This window comes from Kitasatospora sp. NPDC034533 (genome assembly GCF_055575155.1).
Genome location: NZ_JBVITE010000094.1, coordinates 1,687 through 19,811, shown reverse-complemented (window position 1 = coordinate 19,811; position 18,125 = coordinate 1,687). Strand labels below are relative to the sequence as shown.

The 18,125-nt window shown below is 71.8% G+C and carries 14 protein-coding genes; 4 read left to right on the top strand and 10 right to left on the bottom strand.

The window, feature by feature from the left end; genetic code table 11:
* Positions 1–122: 122 nt before the first annotated feature.
* From rodA to folC, 8 genes are all read right to left on the bottom strand, one after another.
* Positions 123–1,322 (bottom strand): rod shape-determining protein RodA, encoded by a 1,200-nt coding sequence (gene rodA, locus ACZ55U_RS36455; protein ID WP_465533446.1) that lies wholly within the window; start codon positions 1,320–1,322, stop codon positions 123–125.
* Positions 1,319–3,646 carry a penicillin-binding protein 2 gene (mrdA, locus tag ACZ55U_RS36450; protein WP_465533444.1) on the bottom strand — a complete coding sequence of 776 codons (2,328 nt, stop codon included), beginning with the start codon at positions 3,644–3,646 and terminating at the stop codon, positions 1,319–1,321. The genes rodA and mrdA overlap by 4 nt, the downstream gene beginning before the upstream one ends.
* Before the next feature lie 51 nt (positions 3,647–3,697).
* Positions 3,698–4,336 (bottom strand): rod shape-determining protein MreD, encoded by a 639-nt coding sequence (mreD, locus tag ACZ55U_RS36445; protein ID WP_465533442.1) that lies wholly within the window; start codon positions 4,334–4,336, stop codon positions 3,698–3,700.
* Between the two features lie 3 nt (positions 4,337–4,339).
* The gene (gene mreC, locus ACZ55U_RS36440; protein WP_465533440.1) at positions 4,340–5,272 is read right to left on the bottom strand and encodes a rod shape-determining protein MreC; all 933 of its coding nucleotides are present in this window, start codon (positions 5,270–5,272) and stop codon (positions 4,340–4,342) included.
* Between the two features lie 115 nt (positions 5,273–5,387).
* Positions 5,388–6,413, bottom strand: coding sequence for a rod shape-determining protein (locus tag ACZ55U_RS36435; RefSeq protein WP_049648984.1), 1,026 nt, complete (start codon positions 6,411–6,413; stop codon positions 5,388–5,390).
* A gap of 344 nt (positions 6,414–6,757) precedes the next feature.
* Positions 6,758–7,171 (bottom strand): nucleoside-diphosphate kinase, encoded by a 414-nt coding sequence (ndk, locus tag ACZ55U_RS36430; protein ID WP_224277488.1) that lies wholly within the window; start codon positions 7,169–7,171, stop codon positions 6,758–6,760.
* A gap of 105 nt (positions 7,172–7,276) precedes the next feature.
* On the bottom strand, positions 7,277–7,627 hold the full coding sequence (locus ACZ55U_RS36425) for a DUF4233 domain-containing protein (RefSeq protein WP_465533438.1): 351 nt from the start codon (positions 7,625–7,627) through the stop codon (positions 7,277–7,279).
* 1 nt (position 7,628) lies between these two features.
* Positions 7,629–9,020, bottom strand: a complete 1,392-nt coding sequence (gene folC, locus ACZ55U_RS36420) for a bifunctional tetrahydrofolate synthase/dihydrofolate synthase (protein ID WP_465533436.1) — start codon at positions 9,018–9,020, stop codon at positions 7,629–7,631.
* Positions 9,021–9,204: 184 nt separating this feature from the next.
* On the opposite strand from folC, the gene ACZ55U_RS36415 reads away from it, so the two are divergent.
* The 3 genes from ACZ55U_RS36415 to ACZ55U_RS36405 all read left to right on the top strand — a co-directional run bounded on the left by ACZ55U_RS36415 (position 9,205) and on the right by ACZ55U_RS36405 (position 13,541).
* Entirely contained in the window at positions 9,205–10,638 is a 1,434-nt protein-coding gene (locus tag ACZ55U_RS36415) for a glycosyltransferase family 2 protein (RefSeq protein ID WP_465533434.1), read from the top strand.
* Between the two features lie 49 nt (positions 10,639–10,687).
* Complete coding sequence (wecB, locus tag ACZ55U_RS36410; protein ID WP_465533448.1) at positions 10,688–11,827, top strand: non-hydrolyzing UDP-N-acetylglucosamine 2-epimerase; 1,140 nt, start codon at positions 10,688–10,690, stop codon at positions 11,825–11,827.
* 163 nt (positions 11,828–11,990) lie between these two features.
* Positions 11,991–13,541: a chitinase gene (locus ACZ55U_RS36405; protein ID WP_465533432.1), complete on the top strand. Its 1,551-nt coding sequence runs from the start codon at positions 11,991–11,993 to the stop codon at positions 13,539–13,541.
* A 31-nt stretch (positions 13,542–13,572) separates the two neighbouring features.
* Here the strand turns inward: ACZ55U_RS36405 and ACZ55U_RS36400 are convergent, their stop codons facing one another.
* Positions 13,573–14,091 (bottom strand): hypothetical protein, encoded by a 519-nt coding sequence (locus tag ACZ55U_RS36400; RefSeq protein ID WP_465533430.1) that lies wholly within the window; start codon positions 14,089–14,091, stop codon positions 13,573–13,575.
* Positions 14,092–14,437: 346 nt separating this feature from the next.
* Positions 14,438–17,077: a valine--tRNA ligase gene (locus ACZ55U_RS36395; RefSeq protein ID WP_465533428.1), complete on the bottom strand. Its 2,640-nt coding sequence runs from the start codon at positions 17,075–17,077 to the stop codon at positions 14,438–14,440.
* A 165-nt stretch (positions 17,078–17,242) separates the two neighbouring features.
* On the opposite strand from ACZ55U_RS36395, the gene ACZ55U_RS36390 reads away from it, so the two are divergent.
* Complete coding sequence (locus ACZ55U_RS36390; protein WP_465533426.1) at positions 17,243–18,004, top strand: hypothetical protein; 762 nt, start codon at positions 17,243–17,245, stop codon at positions 18,002–18,004.
* Positions 18,005–18,125 lie beyond the last annotated feature (121 nt).

The following is an 18,125-nucleotide window of genomic DNA, read 5'->3' as shown; positions in this document are numbered from 1 at the left end:
TCCCCAACACCCCTCCCCCCTCGTCTTGGCAAGAACGGGGGGGGAAGGCAAACTGGGTGGGGTTGGGTTGCCCCCCCCCCCCCGCCCCCCCCCCCCCCCCCCCCCCCCGCGGCGTGGCGCGCTCAGGCCGCTATCGGCCGCTGGCTCCGCACCGCCTGGAGCAGCCCGACGGCGATCCAGTTGGCGAACATCGAGGAGCCGCCGTAGGAGACGAACGGCAGCGGGATGCCCGCGACCGGCATGATGCCCAGGCACATCCCTATGTTCTCGAAGGCCTGGAAGGACAGCCAGGCGACGATCCCGGCCGCCACGATCGTGCCGTACAGGTCGGTCGCCTGCCGGGCGATCCGGCAGGCCCGCCAGAGGATCACGCCGACCAGCGCGATGATCGCCAGCGCCCCCAGGAAGCCGAGTTCCTCGCCGGCCACGGTGAACACGAAGTCGGTCTGCTGCTCCGGCACGAACTGTCCGACGGTCTGGGTGCCGTGGAACAGCCCCTTGCCCGTCAGGCCGCCCGAGCCGATGGCGATCCGGGCCTGCGCGGTGTTGTAGCCGACGCCGTTCGGGTCCAGCTGCGGGTTGGCGAAGGCCGCGAAGCGGTCGATCTGGTACTGGCTCAGCAGTCCGAACTTCCAGATCGCCACGCACCCGGCGGTGCCAGCCACCAGCAGGCCGAGCACCCAGCGGTTGGCCGCGCCGGAGCCGAGCAGGATGCCCAGCACGATCGCGGCCATCACCATCACCGATCCGGCGTCCGGCATCAGCAGCACTATGCCCGCCGGCAGCCCGGCCCAGAGCAGGCCCCGGAACACCGCCCGGTGCGAGGGGAACTCCCGCTCCCCCGCGTCGACCTGGTCCGACAGCACGACCGCCATCGCCAGCACGATCGCCAGCTTGGCGAACTCGGCGGGCTGGACGGAGAAGCCGCCGCCGAGCTGGATCCACGAGTGCGCGCCGTTGATGGTCGAGCCCAGCGGGCTGAGCGTGGCCAGCAGCAGCACGATCACGCCGACGTACAGGAACGGCACGATGGTGCGGAAGCGCCGGCTCCCTATCCCTATGACCACGGCGCACAGCACCAGCCCGACCACGAAGTTGGTCAGGTGCCGGTACAGGAAGTACTGCGGGTCCCCGTGGGTCAGCGAGTCGCGCCCGCGGGTGGCGGACCAGACCAGCAGCGAGCTGCCGGCCGAGAGGGCCAGCGCGGCCAGCAGCAGTATCCAGTCCAGCCGCCAGAGCGGGGAGTCCTTGGCCAGGGCCTTGGAGACCCCGCTGCGCTGCGGGGCGAGCCGCAGCTGCCGGTACGAGCCGTAGGAGGTCATGCCCGTCCCCTTCCCGGTCCGCGCACGGGTTCGAGCGCGGCGTCGGCCGCGGTGTACGACGCCGGACGGTCGGCCGGCGGCGCCTGGTCGAGGAAGGCCGCCGCCGGGGCCGGGTGCGCCGCGGCCGGGTCGAGCAGCGCCGGGACGAGGGCCGGAGCCTGGGCGCCGGACGCCGGGACGAGCGCCGGAGCCTGGGGGCCGGGCGCCGGGTCGGTGCCGTACGAGGCCGGCTTGATGATCGCGGTGCCGTCCGGGTTGAACTTGGGCAGCTCCGCCTGCGGGGCGGGCAGCAGCGCCTTGCCGTTGTCGATGTTGCCCTTGTCGTCGACGCCGTACAGCGCCTGGTAGATCCGGCGGATGGCGTCGCCGGAACCGCCGGAACCGGTGCCGCCCTGGCTGATCGTCATGACGACGGCGTAGTCCTTGCTGTACGTGGTCAGCCAGGAGGTGGTCTGCTTGCCCTCGACCTCGGCGGTGCCGGTCTTGGCGTGCAGCGCGATCTTGTCCTGGGGCCAGCCGTTGAACTTCCAGGCCGCGGTACCGGTCTTGATGACGCTCTCGGTGGCCTGGTTGATGTAGCTGAGCAGCTTCTCGTCCCCGGGGAACTTGGCGTCGGCCTGGGGGGCGATCTCGCGGACGAGCTCCCCGCTCGGGCTCATCACGGCCTTGGCGATGGTCGGCCGGTAGAAGGTGCCGCCGTTGGCCAGGGCCGAGTAGATCCGGGCCATCTGGACCGGGGTGACGAGGGTGTCGCCCTGGCCGATGGCGAAGTTGACGGCGTCACCGGCGCGCATCTGGTAGCCGTCGACGCAGTTCTCGCGGGCGATCTGGTCGGAGTAGCTGTTGCCGCCCTTCTGCCCCTGGGCGCACCAGGCGTCCTTGTTGTTGTCGTAGAAGGACTGCTTCCACTGCCGGTCCGGCACCCGGCCGGTGACCTCGGACGGCAGGTCGATGCCGGTCTTGGCGCCGAGGCCGAACTCGTGGGCGGTCTTGAAGAACCAGTCGTTCGGGTCCTTCTTCGGCTTGATGCCGCCGTCCTTCATCCACTGGTCGTACGCCAGGCCGTAGAAGACGGTGTCGCAGGAGACCTCCAGCGCCTTCTCCAGGGAGATCTGGCCGAAGTTCTCGCTCTCGAAGTTCTTGAACTCGCGTCCGCCGATGGTCATGCTCTTCGGGCAGTCGTAGCGGCCGTCCAGCGGGTAGCCGGCCTGCACCGCGGCGGTGGTGGAGATGACCTTGAAGGTCGAGCCGGGGGCGGACTGACCCTGTATCGCCCGGTTCAGCAGCGGGAAGTTGGACTCCTTGCTGGTCAGCGACTGGTAGTCCTTGCCGCTGATGCCGCCCACCCAGAGGTTCGGGTCGTAGGTCGGGGCGCTCGCCATCGCGATGATCCGCCCGGTGTGCACGTCCATCACCACGGCGGCGCCGGAGTCGGCCTCGTAGTTGCGGTTGGTGACCTTGTCGAAGGTGTTCCGGGCGTCGGCCATGGCCTGCCCGAGGTTGTCCTCGACCACCTTCTGCACCCGGGCGTCGATGCTGGTGACGAGGTTGTCGCCGGTCTGCGGGGCGACGGTGCCGGCGGTGCCGATCACCCGGCCGAGGTTGTCCACCTCCAGCTTGGTGATGCCCGCGGTGCCGCGCAGGTCGCGGTCGTACACCGACTCCAGGCCGGCCCGGCCGATCTGGTCGGCCGGCAGGTAGCGGTCCAGGCCGGTCTTGTCGGCGGTCTTGCTGACCTCCTCGTCGGTGACCGGGGAGAGGTAGCCGAGCACCTGGGCCATGTTGGCGCCCTCGGCGCCGGTGTAGCGGCGCACGGCGGTGGGCTGCGCGGTGACTCCGGGGAAGTCCTCGCGGCGCTCCATTATCTGCATCGCCTGCTGGGTGGTCGCCTCCTTGGTGACCGGGATCGGCTGGTAGGGCGAACCGTTCCAGCACGGCTGGGAGGTCTTGGCGTCGCAGAGCCGGACCTTCTCCTGGACGTCCTTGGCGGGCATGCCCAGCACCTCGGCCAGCCGGGCCAGGACCGCCTTGCCGCCGTCCTTCTGCTGGAGCAGCGAGGTGCGGCTGACGGAGACCACCAGGCGGGTCTCGTTGCCGGCCAGCACCCGCCCGGAGGCGTCGAGGATCTCGCCGCGGACGGCGGGCTCGACGACCTCGCGGATGTGGTTGCCGGTCGCCTTCGCGGTGTACTCCTTGGCGTTGCGGATCTGCAGGTACCACAGCCGCCCGCCGAGGGTGGCGAGCAGCGACAGCACCAGGATCTGCAACACCACCAGCCGGATCGTCACCCGCCGGGTGCGGCCGGTCTCGGGGATGTTGCTCACGTCTCGTGCGCTCCAGGATGCGGGGAGGTCGGGAGGTCGGGGCCTGGCCGGTTACGGGCGGCGGGCGAAGCCGGGCACGCGCCGCTTCTTGTACGCCGGGCCCGCGGAGGCCTCGCGGGTGGTGCGGTAGCGGGCCAGCGTGCCGAGGCCGGGGCCGCCCTGGTCGTCGTCGGCGGCGGCCACCGGGTCGCGCCCGAAGCGGCGGCCGAGGAACATCACCAGCGGCACCACGAAGGGTGCCAGCAGCAGGTCGTAGAGCAGGGCGCTGATCACCAGGCCGCCGAGGCCGACGTGCCGGGCCGCGGTGTCGCCGACCAGGGCGCCGACCATCGCGTACAGCAGGGTGGAGGCGACCGACGCGGCGCCGACGACCACCAGCGAGCCGGCGACCGAGCGCTGGCGGCCGTGGTCGGGGCGCAGCAGTCCGGCGGCGTAGCCCATCAGGCAGAGCACCAGCGCGTAGCGGCCGATCGCGTGGTCGGAGGGCGGGGCGAGGTCGGCCAGCAGGCCGCCCGCGAAGCCGACCAGGCAGCCGCCGGTGGGGCCGTAGACCATGGCGAGGCCGACCACGACGAGCAGCAGTATGTCCGGGGTGGCTCCGGGGAGCTGGAGCCGGCCGAAGACGCTGACCTGGAGGATCAGGCCGAGCAGGATGAGGCCGGCGGAGACGGGGATGCGGGCGAGGCGCATGGCTCAGTTCCCCCCAGTGGACGTGGCGGGCGGGGCGGCGGGCGCGGAGGCGGGGGCGGCGGGCTGTCCCTGGGCGGGGGCCGGCGGCAGGACGGCGTCGCGCGGGTCGGTGCGGGGCGGCACGACCACGACGCCGACCAGGTCCAGCCGGGTGAACTGGACGAAGGGCTCGACCAGGACGGTCTTGGTCAGCTGGCCGGCGTTGGCCTGGACCTCGGTGACCTTGCCGACGGGGACGCCGGGCACGAAGGGCCGGCCGCTCTGCGAGCCGAAGGTGACCAGCCGGTCGCCGGCCTTGACCTGGGCCTTGCCGTTGAGCAGGGAGACCTTCATCGGGCTGTCGCCGCCGCCGGAGGCGAAGCCGATCTCGCCGGTGCCCTCCAGCCGGGTGCCGGCCGAGAAGCCGGGGTCGGAGGCGAGCAGCACGGTGGCGGTGGTGGGGGCGACGGTGGTGATCCGGCCGACCAGGCCCTGGCCGTTGATCACCGTCATGTCGCGGGTGAGGCCGTCGTCGCTGCCGGCGTCGATGGTGATGGTCCAGGAGAAGCCCTGGGCCGGGCCGATCGCGATGACCTGGGCGGCCTTGACGGTGTAGCCGCCGGTGCCGGCGGTGCGCAGCAGGTCGTCGAGTTGCTTGGTGCGGCCGGTGGCCATGTCGGAGGAGGCCAGTTTCTGCCGCAGTTCGGTGTTCTCGCGGGCGAGCTGGTCGGTGCGGCCGCTGTCGGTGGCGGCGTCGCGGAAGGCGCGGACGGTGTCGGCGACCGGGTCGACGACGGTGGCGGCGCCGCGTTCGACCGGGCCGAGGACGCCGGCGGCGGCGTGCCGGGCGGGGCCGAGCGGGGAGTCCTCACCGCCCTTGATGTCCACGGTGATCAGCGCGAAGGCGACGGCCACCAGCAGGATGAGCAGTAGCCGGCTCTCTCGGGTGTCCCTCACGGTGTTGGTACTGCCCCTTCGTACCTGGCCGCCGCCCGGGGCTGTGGTGCCCGGGCGGCGGCCCGTTGAGTCGAGTGTCGGGTGTGGCGCGTGGTGCCGGTGGTGCGGCGACCTGTCAACGACGCGGCGACGCGTCGAGTACCTGCTGGAGTGCCTCGAACTCCTCGACGCACTTGCCGGAGCCGAGGGCGACGGAGTCCAGCGGGTTCTCCGCGATGTGGATCGGCATGCCGGTCTCGCGGCGCAGCCGCTCGTCCAGGCCGCGCAGCAGGGCGCCGCCGCCGGTGAGCACGATGCCCCGGTCCATGACGTCGCCGGCCAGCTCGGGCGGGCACTGGTCGAGGGTGGTCTTGACGGCGTCGATGATCGCGTTGACCGGCTCGTCGATGGCCTCGCGGACCTCGGCGGCGGAGATGACGACGGTCTTGGGCAGGCCGCTGACCAGGTCGCGGCCGCGGATCTCGGCGTGCTCGTCCTTCTCGCCCTCCAGGCCGAAGGCGCTGCCGATGCTCATCTTGATCTGCTCGGCGCTGCGTTCGCCGAGGAGGAGCGAGTACTCCTTCTTGATGTGCTGGACGATCGCGTTGTCCAGTTCGTCGCCGGCCACCCGGATGGACTGGGCGGTGACGATGCCGCCGAGGGAGATCACGGCGACCTCGGTGGTGCCGCCGCCGATGTCGACGACCATGTTGCCGGTGGCCTCGTGGACGGGCAGGCCGGCGCCGATGGCGGCGGCCATCGGTTCCTCGATGATGTGGACCTGGCGGGCGCCGGCCTGCGAGGAGGCCTCGATGACGGCGCGGCGCTCGACGCCGGTGATGCCGGAGGGCACGCAGACCACGACGCGCGGGCGGGCGAGGTAGCGGCGGCGGTGGATCTTGAGGATGAAGTACCGCAGCATCCGCTCGGTGATCTCGAAGTCGGCGATCACGCCGTCCTTGAGCGGGCGGATGGCGACGATGTTGCCCGGGGTGCGGCCGATCATCTTCTTGGCTTCGGCGCCGACGGCGAGGATGCCGCCGGTGTTGGTGTTCACCGCGACGACGGACGGCTCGTTCAGGACGATGCCCTTGCCCCTGACGTACACCAGCGTGTTGGCTGTTCCGAGGTCGATCGCCAAGTCGCGGCCGATGAACGACAGGTTGCTCGCCATGGGGTGTGGGTGCCTTCCCGGGCTCGGAGTTCATGGGGGTGGACGGATGCGCGCGCCCACGCTTGGGCGGAGACCAGCTGAGCTGCCTTACCGGGCCCTTGAGTCGCGTCCATCGTAGTCACGCGGCGCGGTACGGACGTCGACGTGGGGCATACCGTCCATTGTCCGGGGCGTGATCGCATCTCCGAGGATTGGGACGCCGTGTCGGCGCCGCCAGTTCCCTATTTCACGATAAGAATGCCCCGGCCGGGCCAATGGTCCCGACCGGGGCGGTACGAAGGTCCTCCGGGCGTGTCGCGCCGGGTCCCGCCGGGCGTGTCGCCCGGTCCGGGTCAGGCGTGCGCGGGGAAGAAGATCTTGATCTCGCGCTCGGCGGACTCCGGGGAGTCGGAGGCGTGGATCAGGTTCTCGCGGGTGATCGTCGCGTAGTCGCCGCGGATGGTGCCGGCCCCGGCCTCCAGCGGGTTGGTGGCGCCGGCCAGCATGCGGATGCCCTTGACGACCTCCTCGCCCTCGACGATCAGCGCGATCGAGGGGCCGGAGGTCATGAACTCCAGCAGCGGCTCGTAGAACGGGCGGCCGACGTGCTCCGCGTAGTGCTGCTCCAGCGTGGCCCGGTCGAAGGTGCGCAGCTCGATGGCGGCGAAGCGCCAGCCGGCCTTGCGCTCGATGCGGCTGATGATCTCGCCGGCCAGGCCGCGGCGGACGGCGTCGGGCTTGAGCAGGACGAGAGTGCGCTGGGACACGGTGCGTCTCCTGGGGATTCGGTTAGGCAGACAGTCGGGTCGACGAGCGCCGACAGGGCAGAGATTACCTTGCGTGAGCGGCGTGTCGGCTCGCCGGTCCGGGCCTCAGGCCTGTACCGCGGCGGCCTCGGCGGCGGCCCGGGCGGCCTTGAAGTCGTCCACCTTGCGGCCGTAGTGCACCGAGCACCACCAGAGGCCGGCGAAGACCACGCCGAGGCCGAACATGGTCGGCAGGACGAAGCCGCTGGCGATCAGGCCGATCTGCAGCGCCCAGCCGATCTGCACCGCGCCGGGGCGGCTGATCATGCCGCAGAGCAGGACGCACAGCGCCATCGCGATGCCGGTGACGGTCCAGACCGTGGCGGTCGAGACGTCGGAGAGCCTCATCGCGACGAGTCCGGCGAACATCGCCAGCAGCGCTTCGCCGATCAGCGTCGAGGAGCAGAGCGTCCTCATGTCACTTCCTCCCGAGCAGCAGGCGGGCCTCGCCCACCGTGATGACCGAACCGGTGACCAGCACCCCGGCGCCGCCGAGGTCGCCCTCCTCCTCGGCGAGGGTGACGGCGGCGGCGATGGCGTCGTCGAGCCGGGGCTCGACCTGGACGCGGTCCTCGCCGAAGACCTCGACGGCCAGGGCGGCGAGCGCGTCGACGTCCATCGCGCGGTGGGTGGAGTTCTGGGTGATGACGACCTCGGCCAGGATCGGTTCGAAGGCCTCCAGCACGCCGGCCACGTCCTTGTCGCCGGAGGTGCCGATCACGCCGACGAGCCGGGTGAAGCCGAAGGACTCGGTGAGCGCGGCGACGGTGGCGCGGGCGCCGTGGGGGTTGTGGGCGGCATCCAGGATGATCGTGGGGCTGCGGCGGACGACCTCCAGGCGGCCCGGCGAGGAGACGCCGGAGAAGGCCTGGCGGATCTTGTCCGCGTCGAGCTGCCCGCCGCGCGCGCCGCCGACGCCGAAGAACGCCTCCACCGCGGCCAGGGCGAGGGCGGCGTTGTGCGCCTGGTACTCGCCGTGCAGCGGGATGAAGACGTCCTCGTACTCCTCGCCGCCGAGTCCGCGCAGTGTGACCAGCTGGCCGCCGACGGCGAGTTCACGGCGGATCACGCCGAACTCCATGCCCTCGCGGGCGACCGTGGCGTCCACCTCGACGGCGCGGCGCAGGATCGACTGGGCGGCGTCCAGCTGCTGCTGGGCGACGACCGCGACGGAGCCGGACTTGATGATCCCGGACTTCTCGACGGCGATCTCGCCGGTGGTCTCGCCGAGCTTGTCGGTGTGGTCGAGCCCGATCGGGGTGATCACCGCGACGGCGGCGTCGATGACGTTGGTGGCGTCCCAGGAGCCGCCCATGCCGACCTCGACCACGCCGACGTCCACCGGGGCGTCGGCGAAGGCCGCGTAGGCCATGCCGGTCAGCACCTCGAAGAAGGACATCGGCACCGGCTGCGCCGCGTCGACCATCCGCACGTAGGGCTCGATGTCGCGGTAGACCTCGACGAAGCGCTCGGGGGTGATCGGGGCGCCGTCCAGGCTGATCCGCTCGGTGACGGACTCCACGTGGGGGCTGGTGTAGCGGCCGGTGCGCAGCTCGAAGGTGTTGAGCAGCTGCTCGATCATCCGGGCGGTGGAGGTCTTGCCGTTGGTGCCGGTGATGTGGATGGAGGGGAAGGACCGCTGGGGCTGGCCCAGGATGTCCATCAGCGCCTCGATCCGGTCGAGCGAGGGCTCCAGCTTGTTCTCCGGCCAGCGCTTGGAGAGCTCCACCTCGACGTCGCGCAGGGCGTCGCCGGTGTCGCCGTCGGCGGGGCGGAGGGTGTACGGGTTCGGGTCGGCCTTGTCGCTCACGACCACAGTCTACGGAGCGCTGGCGGGTCGTCCTCACGGGGTGAGAACGACCACTTTGCCCGTTCTTTCACATGATCATCCGATTTCCCCCACTTACCATCGATTTAGCGATTTGAACTGCAACGAAGCATCGATTCGCCACCAATAGGAGCCGCCTACCTTTGATCATGAGGAGCACTGCGCCATGCCCGACGCCCTGCACGAGTGGATCGTGCTCCGCGAGGACGCCGTCGTCTGGGTCGCCGGACTGGTCTCACTGGCCCTCGTCGGCTACATGGCCGTGGTCTTCGCGCGCTTCCTCGTCTACTGGGCCGGCTCCCGGCACGCCTTCCGGCACAACCACCCCGCCGAGCCCGGCGACCCCGCCGCCCTCCGGTGGCACCTGGTGATCCCCTGCCGCGACGAGGAGGCCGTGGTCACCCAGACCCTGGACGGCCTGCGGACCAGCGCGCCCGAGGCCCACCTGTGGGTGATCGACGACGACAGCGAGGACGCCACCCGCGAGCTGGTGCTCGCCGCCGCGGCCCGCGACCCCCGGATCCACCTGGTCCAGCGCCGCCGCCCGCACGCCCGGATCGGCAAGGGTGCCGCCCTCAACGCCGCCTACCGGGAGATCTCCGCCTGGCTGCCCGCGGACACCGACCGCTCCCGGGTGGTGATCGGCGTGGTCGACGCCGACGGGCAGCTCGACCCGGGCACCCTCGCCCAGGTCTGCAACCCCAAGGCGCTCGGCCGGCCCGACACCGGCGCCGTCCAGATCGGCGTCCGGATGCGCAACGCCGACGACCGGCTCCCGCTGCCCGGCCGCGGCCGGGCCGCCAACGCCCTGGCCCGCGCCCTGGTGCGGATGCAGGACATCGAGTTCCAGGCCAACAACACCGGCATGCAGCTGCTGCGCCGGCGCACCGGCAGCGTCGGCCTCGGCGGCAACGGCCAGTTCGTCCGGCTCACCGCCCTCGACTCGCTGACCGCCGAGGAGGGCCGGGCCGGGCGCCCCTGGCCCGAACGCGCCCTGCTGGAGGACTACGAGTCCGGCCTCGACCTGCGGCTGGCCGGCTGGCGGCTCACCCACGTCACCGAGGCCCAGGTCTCCCAGGAGGGCCTGATCTCGCTGCGCCGCTTCCTCACCCAGCGCACCCGCTGGGCCCAGGGCAACATGCAGTGCCTGCGCTACACCGGGCGGGTGCTGCGCTCGCCGCACTACACCCCGGCCGGCAAGGCCGAGGTGCTGTACACCTTCCTCCAGCCGGTGGTCTGCGTGCTGCTGGTGCTGCTCTTCCCGCTCTCCCTCGGGATCACCGGCGCCGGGCTGGTGCTCTTCCCCGAGGAGACCGTCGAGTTCCAGCTCAGGTTCGGCCCGTGGATGCTGCTGGTCTTCGTGCTCGCCGCGCTGCCGATGGTGCTCTGGGGCCTCGCCTACCGCCGGTTCGTCCACCCCGGCCGGGGCCGGCTCACCGGCCTGTTCTGGGGCGTCCTGGTCTGGCTCTACGCCTACCACCTGTTCGTGGTCGCCGCCCGGGCCGCCGTCCGGATGCTGCTCGGCCGCAACGGCTGGGCCAAGACCCGCCGCAACGCCGAGAAGGTCGCGCTCGGCGCCCCCACCGCGCTCGAATCCTGAGCCCTCCCCCGACTCCCCCGCACGCCCTCCCCCGGAGCCCCGCATGAGCATGTGCCTGCCCCCGTCCAGCGTCGCCGTCGTCCTCGGCACCCGCCCCGAACTGGTCAAGCTCGCCCCGCTGATCCACGAACTCGGCGACGCCACCCGGCTGGTGCACACCGGCCAGCACTGGGACGAGGCGATGTCCGGGCGCTTCCTGCGGGACCTCGACCTGCCCCGGCCCGAGCTGCTCACCGGGGTCGGCGGTCGCCCCCGGGCCGGCCAGATCGCCCAGTCGCTGGGCCAGCTGGACGCCGCCTTCGCCGAGGACCGCCCCGCCGCCGTGGTCGTCCAGGGCGACACCAACGCCACCCTGGCCGGGGCGCTGGCCGCCAACGCCCGGCAGATCCCGCTGGTCCACGTCGAGGCCGGGCTGCGCAGCTTCGACCGGGCGATGCCCGAGGAGCACAACCGGGTGATGGTCGACCACGTCTCCGACCTGCTCTGCGCCGCCACCGGGGAGAACGTCGCCAACCTGCGCGCCGAGTCGCTGGCCGAGGAGCGGATCGAGCTCACCGGCAACACCGTCGTCGAGGTGGTCCGCCGTCAGCTGCCGGACGGCACCGCCCGCGCCGCGCTGCTCGCCGCGCACGGGCTGCGCCCCGACGGGTACGTGCTGGCCACCGTGCACCGCCCGGAGAACACCGACACCGCCGAGGCGCTCGGCGCGGTGCTCGCCGAGCTGGACCGGATCGCCCGGACCGGCACCCCGGTGCTGTTCCCGATGCACCCGCGCACCCGGGCCGCCGTCGAACGGTTCGGCCTGGACGGCCTGCTGGAGCGCCTCGCCGTCACCGGCCCGGTCGGCTACGGCGAGTTCCTGGGCCTGGCGAGCCACGCGGCCCTGCTGGTCTCCGACTCCGGCGGCGTGCAGGAGGAGTGCACCGTGCTCGGCCGCCCGCTGCTGGTGGTACGCCGCTCCACCGAGCGCCCGGAGGCCGTGGCGGCCGGCTTCGCCGCCCTGGTGCCGCCGGGCGGGGAACTGGGCGCCCTGGCCCGCGACTGGCTCTCCGACACCCCCGAGCGGCTCGCCCGGCTGGCGGCCACCCCGAGCCCGTACGGCGACGGCCTGGCCTCGGCCCGGATCGCCGCGCTGACCTCCGCCATCGCCGGGTCCACCGGAGCACGAGACCTGCCAAAGGCTGCCTAGGCGCCCTTGACAGTCGGATTGGTCTACTCCACCTTGTGAGGCAAGTCTCCGTTCCCGACCGGGACTTGAGTCGTCGGTAGCTCCCGCACGCGCACATCGACACCCCGGACGGCGTTCCTCCCCCACGAGGCGCCGCCGGGCCTCCCCCACTGGAGATGGAGTCATGCCACCTGCCCGACACCGGCGCCCCCGCGCCCTGCGTCCGCTGCTCGCCGGCGCCAGTGCCATCGCCCTCGGCCTGAGCGGGCTCGCGCTCGCCGACGGCACCGGCGCCCACGCCGCGGATTCCGACCTGATCACCAACGGCGGCTTCGAGACCGGCAACCTGTCCGGCTGGACCTGTTCGAACGGCACCGTCCAGACCACCGCGCACTCCGGCTCGTACGCCCTGCAGTCCGCCCCGGCCGGGAGCGACACCGGCGAGTGCACCCAGACCGTCCCGGTGAAGCCCTCCTCCACGTACACCCTCAGCTCCTGGGTCCAGGGCTCGTACGTCTACCTGGGCGCCCGCGGCACCGGCGGCACCGATCCGAGCACCTGGACCCCGGGCGGCAGCAGCTGGAGCCAGCTCAGCACCAGCTTCACCACCGGCCCCAACACCACCAGCGTCACCGTCTACCTGCACGGCTGGTACGGGCAGCAGGCCTTCCTCGCCGACGACGTGTCGCTGCTGGGGCCCGGCGGTCCACAGCCCTCCCCGAGCCCGACCGCCACTGCCACCGCCACCGCCTCGCCGAGCCCGACGGGCTCCGGCAGCCCCTCCCCCACCGACCCCGGCACCGGGAGCCCGACCCCCACCTCCACCGGCAAGCCGCCGAACCTGCCCAAGCACATCCTCACGGGCTACTGGCAGAACTTCGACAACGGCGCCACCGTCCAGCGGATCAGCGACGTCCCGGCCGCCTACGACATCATCGCGGTCTCCTTCGCGGACGCCACGGCCACCCGCGGCGGCCTGAGCTTCACCCTCGACCCCGCCCTCTCCACCCGCCTCGGCGGCTACACCGACGCCCAGTTCAAGGCCGACATCGCGGCCAAGCGCGCGGCCGGAAAGCGGGTGGTGCTCTCGATCGGCGGCCAGAACGGCACCGTCTGGGTGGGCGATTCCGCCTCCGCCACGACTTTCACCAACACCGCCTGGGCGCTGATGCAGAGTTACGGCTTCGACGGGATCGACATCGACCTGGAGAACGGCATCAGCTCCACCTACATGGGCCAGGCGCTGCACGCCCTGGCGGCAAAGGCGGGGAGCGGATTCATCCTCACCATGGCGCCGCAGACGATCGACATGCAGTCGACCGGCATGGAGTACTTCAAGCTGGCGCTGAACGTGAAGGACATCCTCACCATCGTCAACATGCAGTACTACAACTCCGGTGCGATGAACGGCTGTGACGGGAACGTCTACTCCCAGGGCACCGAGAACTTCCTCACCGCACTGGCCTGCATCCAGCTCAAGGGCGGGCTGCGGCCCGACCAGGTCGGCCTCGGGGTGCCGGCCTCCACCAGTGCCGCGGGCGGCGGGTACCTCGCCGCCGGCACCGTCAACAACGCGCTGGACTGCCTGGCCTCCGGCACCAACTGCGGCAGCTACAAGCCGGACACCACCTGGCCGGGCATCGGCGGCGCGATGACCTGGTCGACCAACTGGGACGCCAAGGCGGGCAACCCGGTGGCGAGCACCATCGGCTCGCACCTGCACGCCATGCCGTAGGGCCGGCCCCGGGCCCGGGCCCGGGACGGGCTCAGACCCCGGCCCGGGCCTCCGGCACGTGCGCGGCTCCGCCGTGCCGGCGGCGCAACTCGGCGGTGATCTCGGCGAGTTCGCCGTCCGGCAGCAGCGGCAGCATCATCGCGACGCCCTGGAGCAGACCGCCGAGCAGGAAGGTGGTGTCGGGCGTCGCCGCGACCAGGCCGCGCACCTCGGCCACCTCGCCGGCCGCCACCGCCTCGATCAGCTGGGCGGCGTTCGCGGTCTCCTCGTCCACGTCGACCGCACCGGTGTCGCGCGGGGCGCGCCGGGCCATCGCCCGCAGCACCTTGTCCCCGACCTCGGGGGCGTACGCCTTGCGGACGGCCTCGGCGGCGATCCAGGCGAGCAGGGTGGTCACCTCGCGCTCGGCGTGCTCCGCGAGCAGAAGGTCCAGCTCCGTGTCGAACGCGAGCTGGTTCCCGTGCCGGAAGGCGAGCAGCAGGGTCGCCGCTCTGGCCTTGGCCTCCTCGACCGCCTCGGCAGGCAGTTCGTCGGCCAACTCCTCGGTCACCACCACTCCGTGCCCTCCCGTCCGTCGCTCGGCTGGAACGCTCAGCAGAAACGCCCATTCGGAAACTCCGTGCACACGGTACACAGCGGACCTGGAAACTTCCGCGAACGCGCGCGGGCAAGACCGGAATCAATTCGCTCGGAATAGGACCTCACCCGGTCGCAGGATGATAATTCGCCGGAAGGGAGCAATGTCGGTGGGCTATTAGGTGTAGTGAAAGCGAGCCGGGAAGCGGGGCCCGGAACCGGCCCGCGACCGGCCCGGAAAACGCCGAGGGGCCGCACCCCGCGCGTCGCGGAGCACGGCCCCCGGTGGGACCGGACGGCCCTCGGGCGGGACCGGCGGATCAGCCCTGCGGCAGCGCCGCGAGCTGGGCGGTGATCCGGGCGATGTCGGCCTCGGCGGCCTCCCGGCGGCCACGGATCTTGGCGACCACCTCGTCCGGCGCCTTGGCGAGGAACGCCTCGTTGCCGAGCTTGGCGGTGGTCTGGGCCTTCTCCTTCTCGGCGGCCGCGAGGTCCTTGGCCAGGCGCTTGCGCTCGGCCGCGACGTCGATGGTGCCGGAGAGGTCCAGCGCGACGGTCGCGCCGGCGACCGGCAGCGAGGCGGTGGCCGCGAAGCCCTCCTCGGGAGCGGTCAGCCGCAGCAGCGAGCGGATCGCGTCCTCGTGGACGGCCAGCACGGTGCCGGCCAGCTCCAGCCGGGCCGGAACGCGCTGCGCCGGCTGGAGGCCCTGGTCCGAACGGAACCGGCGGACCTCGGTGACGACCTGCTGGAGCGTGGCGATCTCCGACTCGGCGGCCGCGTCACGGTAGCCGCTGTCCTTCGGCCACTCGGTGACGACCAGCGACTCGGCGCCGGTGAGCGCCGTCCACAGCGCCTCGGTGACGAACGGGACGACCGGGTGCAGCAGCCGCAGCGTGACGTCCAGGACCTCGCCGAGCACCCGGCGCGAGGCGTCCGCCTGCGGGCCGCCCTTGGCCAGGGTGGTCTTGGAGAGCTCGACGTACCAGTCGAAGACCTCGTCCCACGCGAAGTGGTACAGCGCGTCGGTGGCCTTGGCGAACTGGAAGTCGTCGTAGAGCGCGTCCACCTCGGCGACGGTGGCGTTCAGCCGCGACAGGATCCAGCGGTCGACCGCGGTCAGCTCCTGCGGCGCGGGCAGCGGGCCCTCGACGGTGGCGCCGTTCATCAGCGCGAAGCGGGTCGCGTTCCAGATCTTGTTGCAGAAGTTGCGCGAGCCCTTGACCCAGTCCTCGCCGATCGGGACGTCGGCGCCCGGGTTGGCGCCGCGGGCCAGGGTGAAGCGGACGGCGTCGGCGCCGTAGGCGTCCATCCAGTCCAGCGGGTCCACGGCCGTGCCGGAGGACTTCGACATCTTCTTGCCGAACTCGTCGCGCACCAGACCGGTCAGCGCGACGGTCTTGAACGGCGCCTCGCCGTCCATCGCGTACAGGCCGAACATCATCATCCGGGCGACCCAGAAGAAGATGATGTCGTGGCCGGTCAGCAGGACGTCGGTCGGGTAGAACTTCGCCAGGTCGGCGGTCTTCTCCGGCCAGCCGAGCGTGGAGAACGGCCACAGGCCCGAGGAGAACCAGGTGTCCAGGACGTCCGGGTCCTGGTGCCAGCCCTCGCCCGTCGGCGGCTGCTCGTCCGGTCCGACGCAGACGACCTCGCCCTCCGGGCCGTACCAGACCGGGATGCGGTGGCCCCACCAGAGCTGGCGCGAGATGCACCAGTCGTACATGTTGTCGACCCAGTCGAAGTAGCGGCGCTCCAGCTCCTTCGGGTGGATCTCCACCTTGCCGTCGCGGACGGCGTCGCCGGCGGCCTTGGCCAGCGGCTCGACCTTGACCCACCACTGGAGCGACAGCCGCGGCTCGACCACGGTGTGGCAGCGCGAGCAGTGGCCCACGGCGTGCATGTACGGACGCTTCTCGGCGACGATCCGGCCCTGCTCGCGCAGCGCGCCGACGACGGCCGAACGGGCCTCCATCCGGTCCATGCCGAGGAAGGGGCCGTGCACGGTGATCGCACCGCGCTCGTCCATGATCGTCAGGTTGGGCAGGTCGTGGCGCTGGCCGATCGCGAAGTCGTTCGGGTCGTGCGCCGGCGTCACCTTGACGGCGCCGGTGCCGAACTCCGGGTCGACGTGCTCGTCCGCGACGACCGGGATCTCCCGGTCGGTCAGCGGCAGCTTGATGGTGCGGCCGACCAGGTGCCTGTAGCGCTCGTCCTCGGGGTGAACGGCCACCGCGGTGTCGCCCAGCATCGTCTCGGCCCGGGTGGTGGCGACGACGATCGAGTCGTCACCCTCGCCGTAGCGGATCGAGACCAGCTCGCCCGGCGTCTCCTCGTGCTCCACCTCGATGTCGGACAGCGCGGTCAGGCAGCGCGGGCACCAGTTGATGATGCGCTCGGCGCGGTAGATCAGGCCGTCGTCGAAGAGCCGCTTGAAGATGGTCTGGACGGCCTGGGACAGGCCCTCGTCCATGGTGAAGCGCTCGCGCGACCAGTCCACGCCGTCGCCGAGGCGGCGCATCTGGCCGAGGATGCGGCCGCCGTAGTTCCTCTTCCACTCCCAGACCTTCTCGACGAAGGCCTCCCGGCCCAGGTCGTGCCGGGACAGGCCGTCCTCGGCGAGCTGCTGCTCGACCTTGTTCTGGGTGGCGATGCCGGCGTGGTCCATGCCCGGCAGCCAGAGCGTCTCGAAGCCCTGCATGCGCTTGCGGCGCGTCAGCGCGTCCATCAGCGTGTGCTGGAAGGCGTGGCCCAGGTGCAGGGCGCCGGTGACGTTCGGCGGGGGGATGACGATCGTGTACGCGGGCTTGTCGCTCTTCGCGTCCGCGGTGAAGTACCCACGGTCTACCCAGCGCTCGTACAGCTCGCCCTCTACGTCCGCGGGGGTGTAGGTCGTCGGGAGGGTGGCTGCTTCGTCCCCGGCGGAGGTGCTCACGGGGCGCTGGTTCGTCGTGTCGGTCACGACGCACAGTTTACGTAACCGGGGGGAGGGCCACGAACCGCATTCGGCCCGGGAACGCCCTCGCCCAGGTCGGGCGCCGTGCGGTAGCGTGCGCGGGCCCTGGTCCGGTCGGCCGGAACGACTCCGCACCCACCGGGCCGTCCGCGACGCCACGAAAGTTGCCAAGTGACCGACCAGACCCCCTACGGTGCCCCGGCGCCGTCCGCCAACCCGCCCTACGGCGCCCCCGTCCCGCCGCAGGCGCCGTACGGCGAGCCCGGCTACCCGCCGCTCGACCAGGCCGGCCACCCCGGGTACGCCGGATACCCCGGGTACGCGCCGGTGCCGCCGCCGCGCAAGTCCCGCCGGACGCTGTGGATCGTGCTCGGCACCATCGGCGCCGTCCTGGTCCTGGCCGGCGGCGCGCTGGCGTACTTCGCCTGGAGCGTGGCGGGCAACGCGGGCACCGAGAAGGTCGTCCTGCCGGCCACCTTCAAGGACCTCAAGCTCAGCGACGACAGCGCGGTCACCGACGCCATGGAGAAGGCGATGACCGAGAGCATCGGCAAGGGCGACGGCAACTGGAAGCCCACCGGTGTGGCCGGCCTGTACGAGAACGCGCAGTCCGAGCCGCGGCTCGTCGTGGCCGGGGCCTACGGGAAGGTCCTGCTGCCGAAGCAGGAACTGGACGCGGCCTTCAAGAGCGCGGCCGGTGAGGGCACGAAGATAACCGACCGCCGCACGGTGGACGCCGGCCCCAAGGGCGGCTCCATGGAGTGCGGTGTGATGGCCGAGGCCGACGGCAGCATCGGTCTGTGCGCCTGGGCCGACAGCAGCAGCCTCGTCATCACCATGGGGATGCCCGACGGCGAGGGCGGCACGCCAGACCTGGACAAGCTCGCCGCCGACACCCGCGACCTGCGCGCGGTCGCCGAGGTGGCGAAGTAGGGCCCGACCGGAAGGGGGACCCCACCGCCCCCGGTTGGGGGCCCCTTCCGTTTGGGCTGGGGAACCGGGGCAGGGGATCCTTTTCCGAAGCCCTCGATTTTTTCCGTCTCGCAGCAAAAAA

Excerpts from the sequence above, each read along its gene's own strand:
- rodA (WP_465533446.1), bottom strand. The coding sequence starts at position 1,322 with ATGACCTCCTACGGCTCGTACCGGCAGCTGCGGCTCGCCCCGCAGCGC.
- mreD (WP_465533442.1), bottom strand. The coding sequence starts at position 4,336 with ATGCGCCTCGCCCGCATCCCCGTCTCCGCCGGCCTCATCCTGCTCGGC.
- ACZ55U_RS36425 (WP_465533438.1), bottom strand. The coding sequence starts at position 7,627 with ATGAGGACGCTCTGCTCCTCGACGCTGATCGGCGAAGCGCTGCTGGCG.
- ACZ55U_RS36415 (WP_465533434.1), top strand. The coding sequence starts at position 9,205 with ATGCCCGACGCCCTGCACGAGTGGATCGTGCTCCGCGAGGACGCCGTC.
- wecB (WP_465533448.1), top strand. The coding sequence starts at position 10,688 with ATGTGCCTGCCCCCGTCCAGCGTCGCCGTCGTCCTCGGCACCCGCCCC.
- ACZ55U_RS36405 (WP_465533432.1), top strand. The coding sequence starts at position 11,991 with ATGCCACCTGCCCGACACCGGCGCCCCCGCGCCCTGCGTCCGCTGCTC.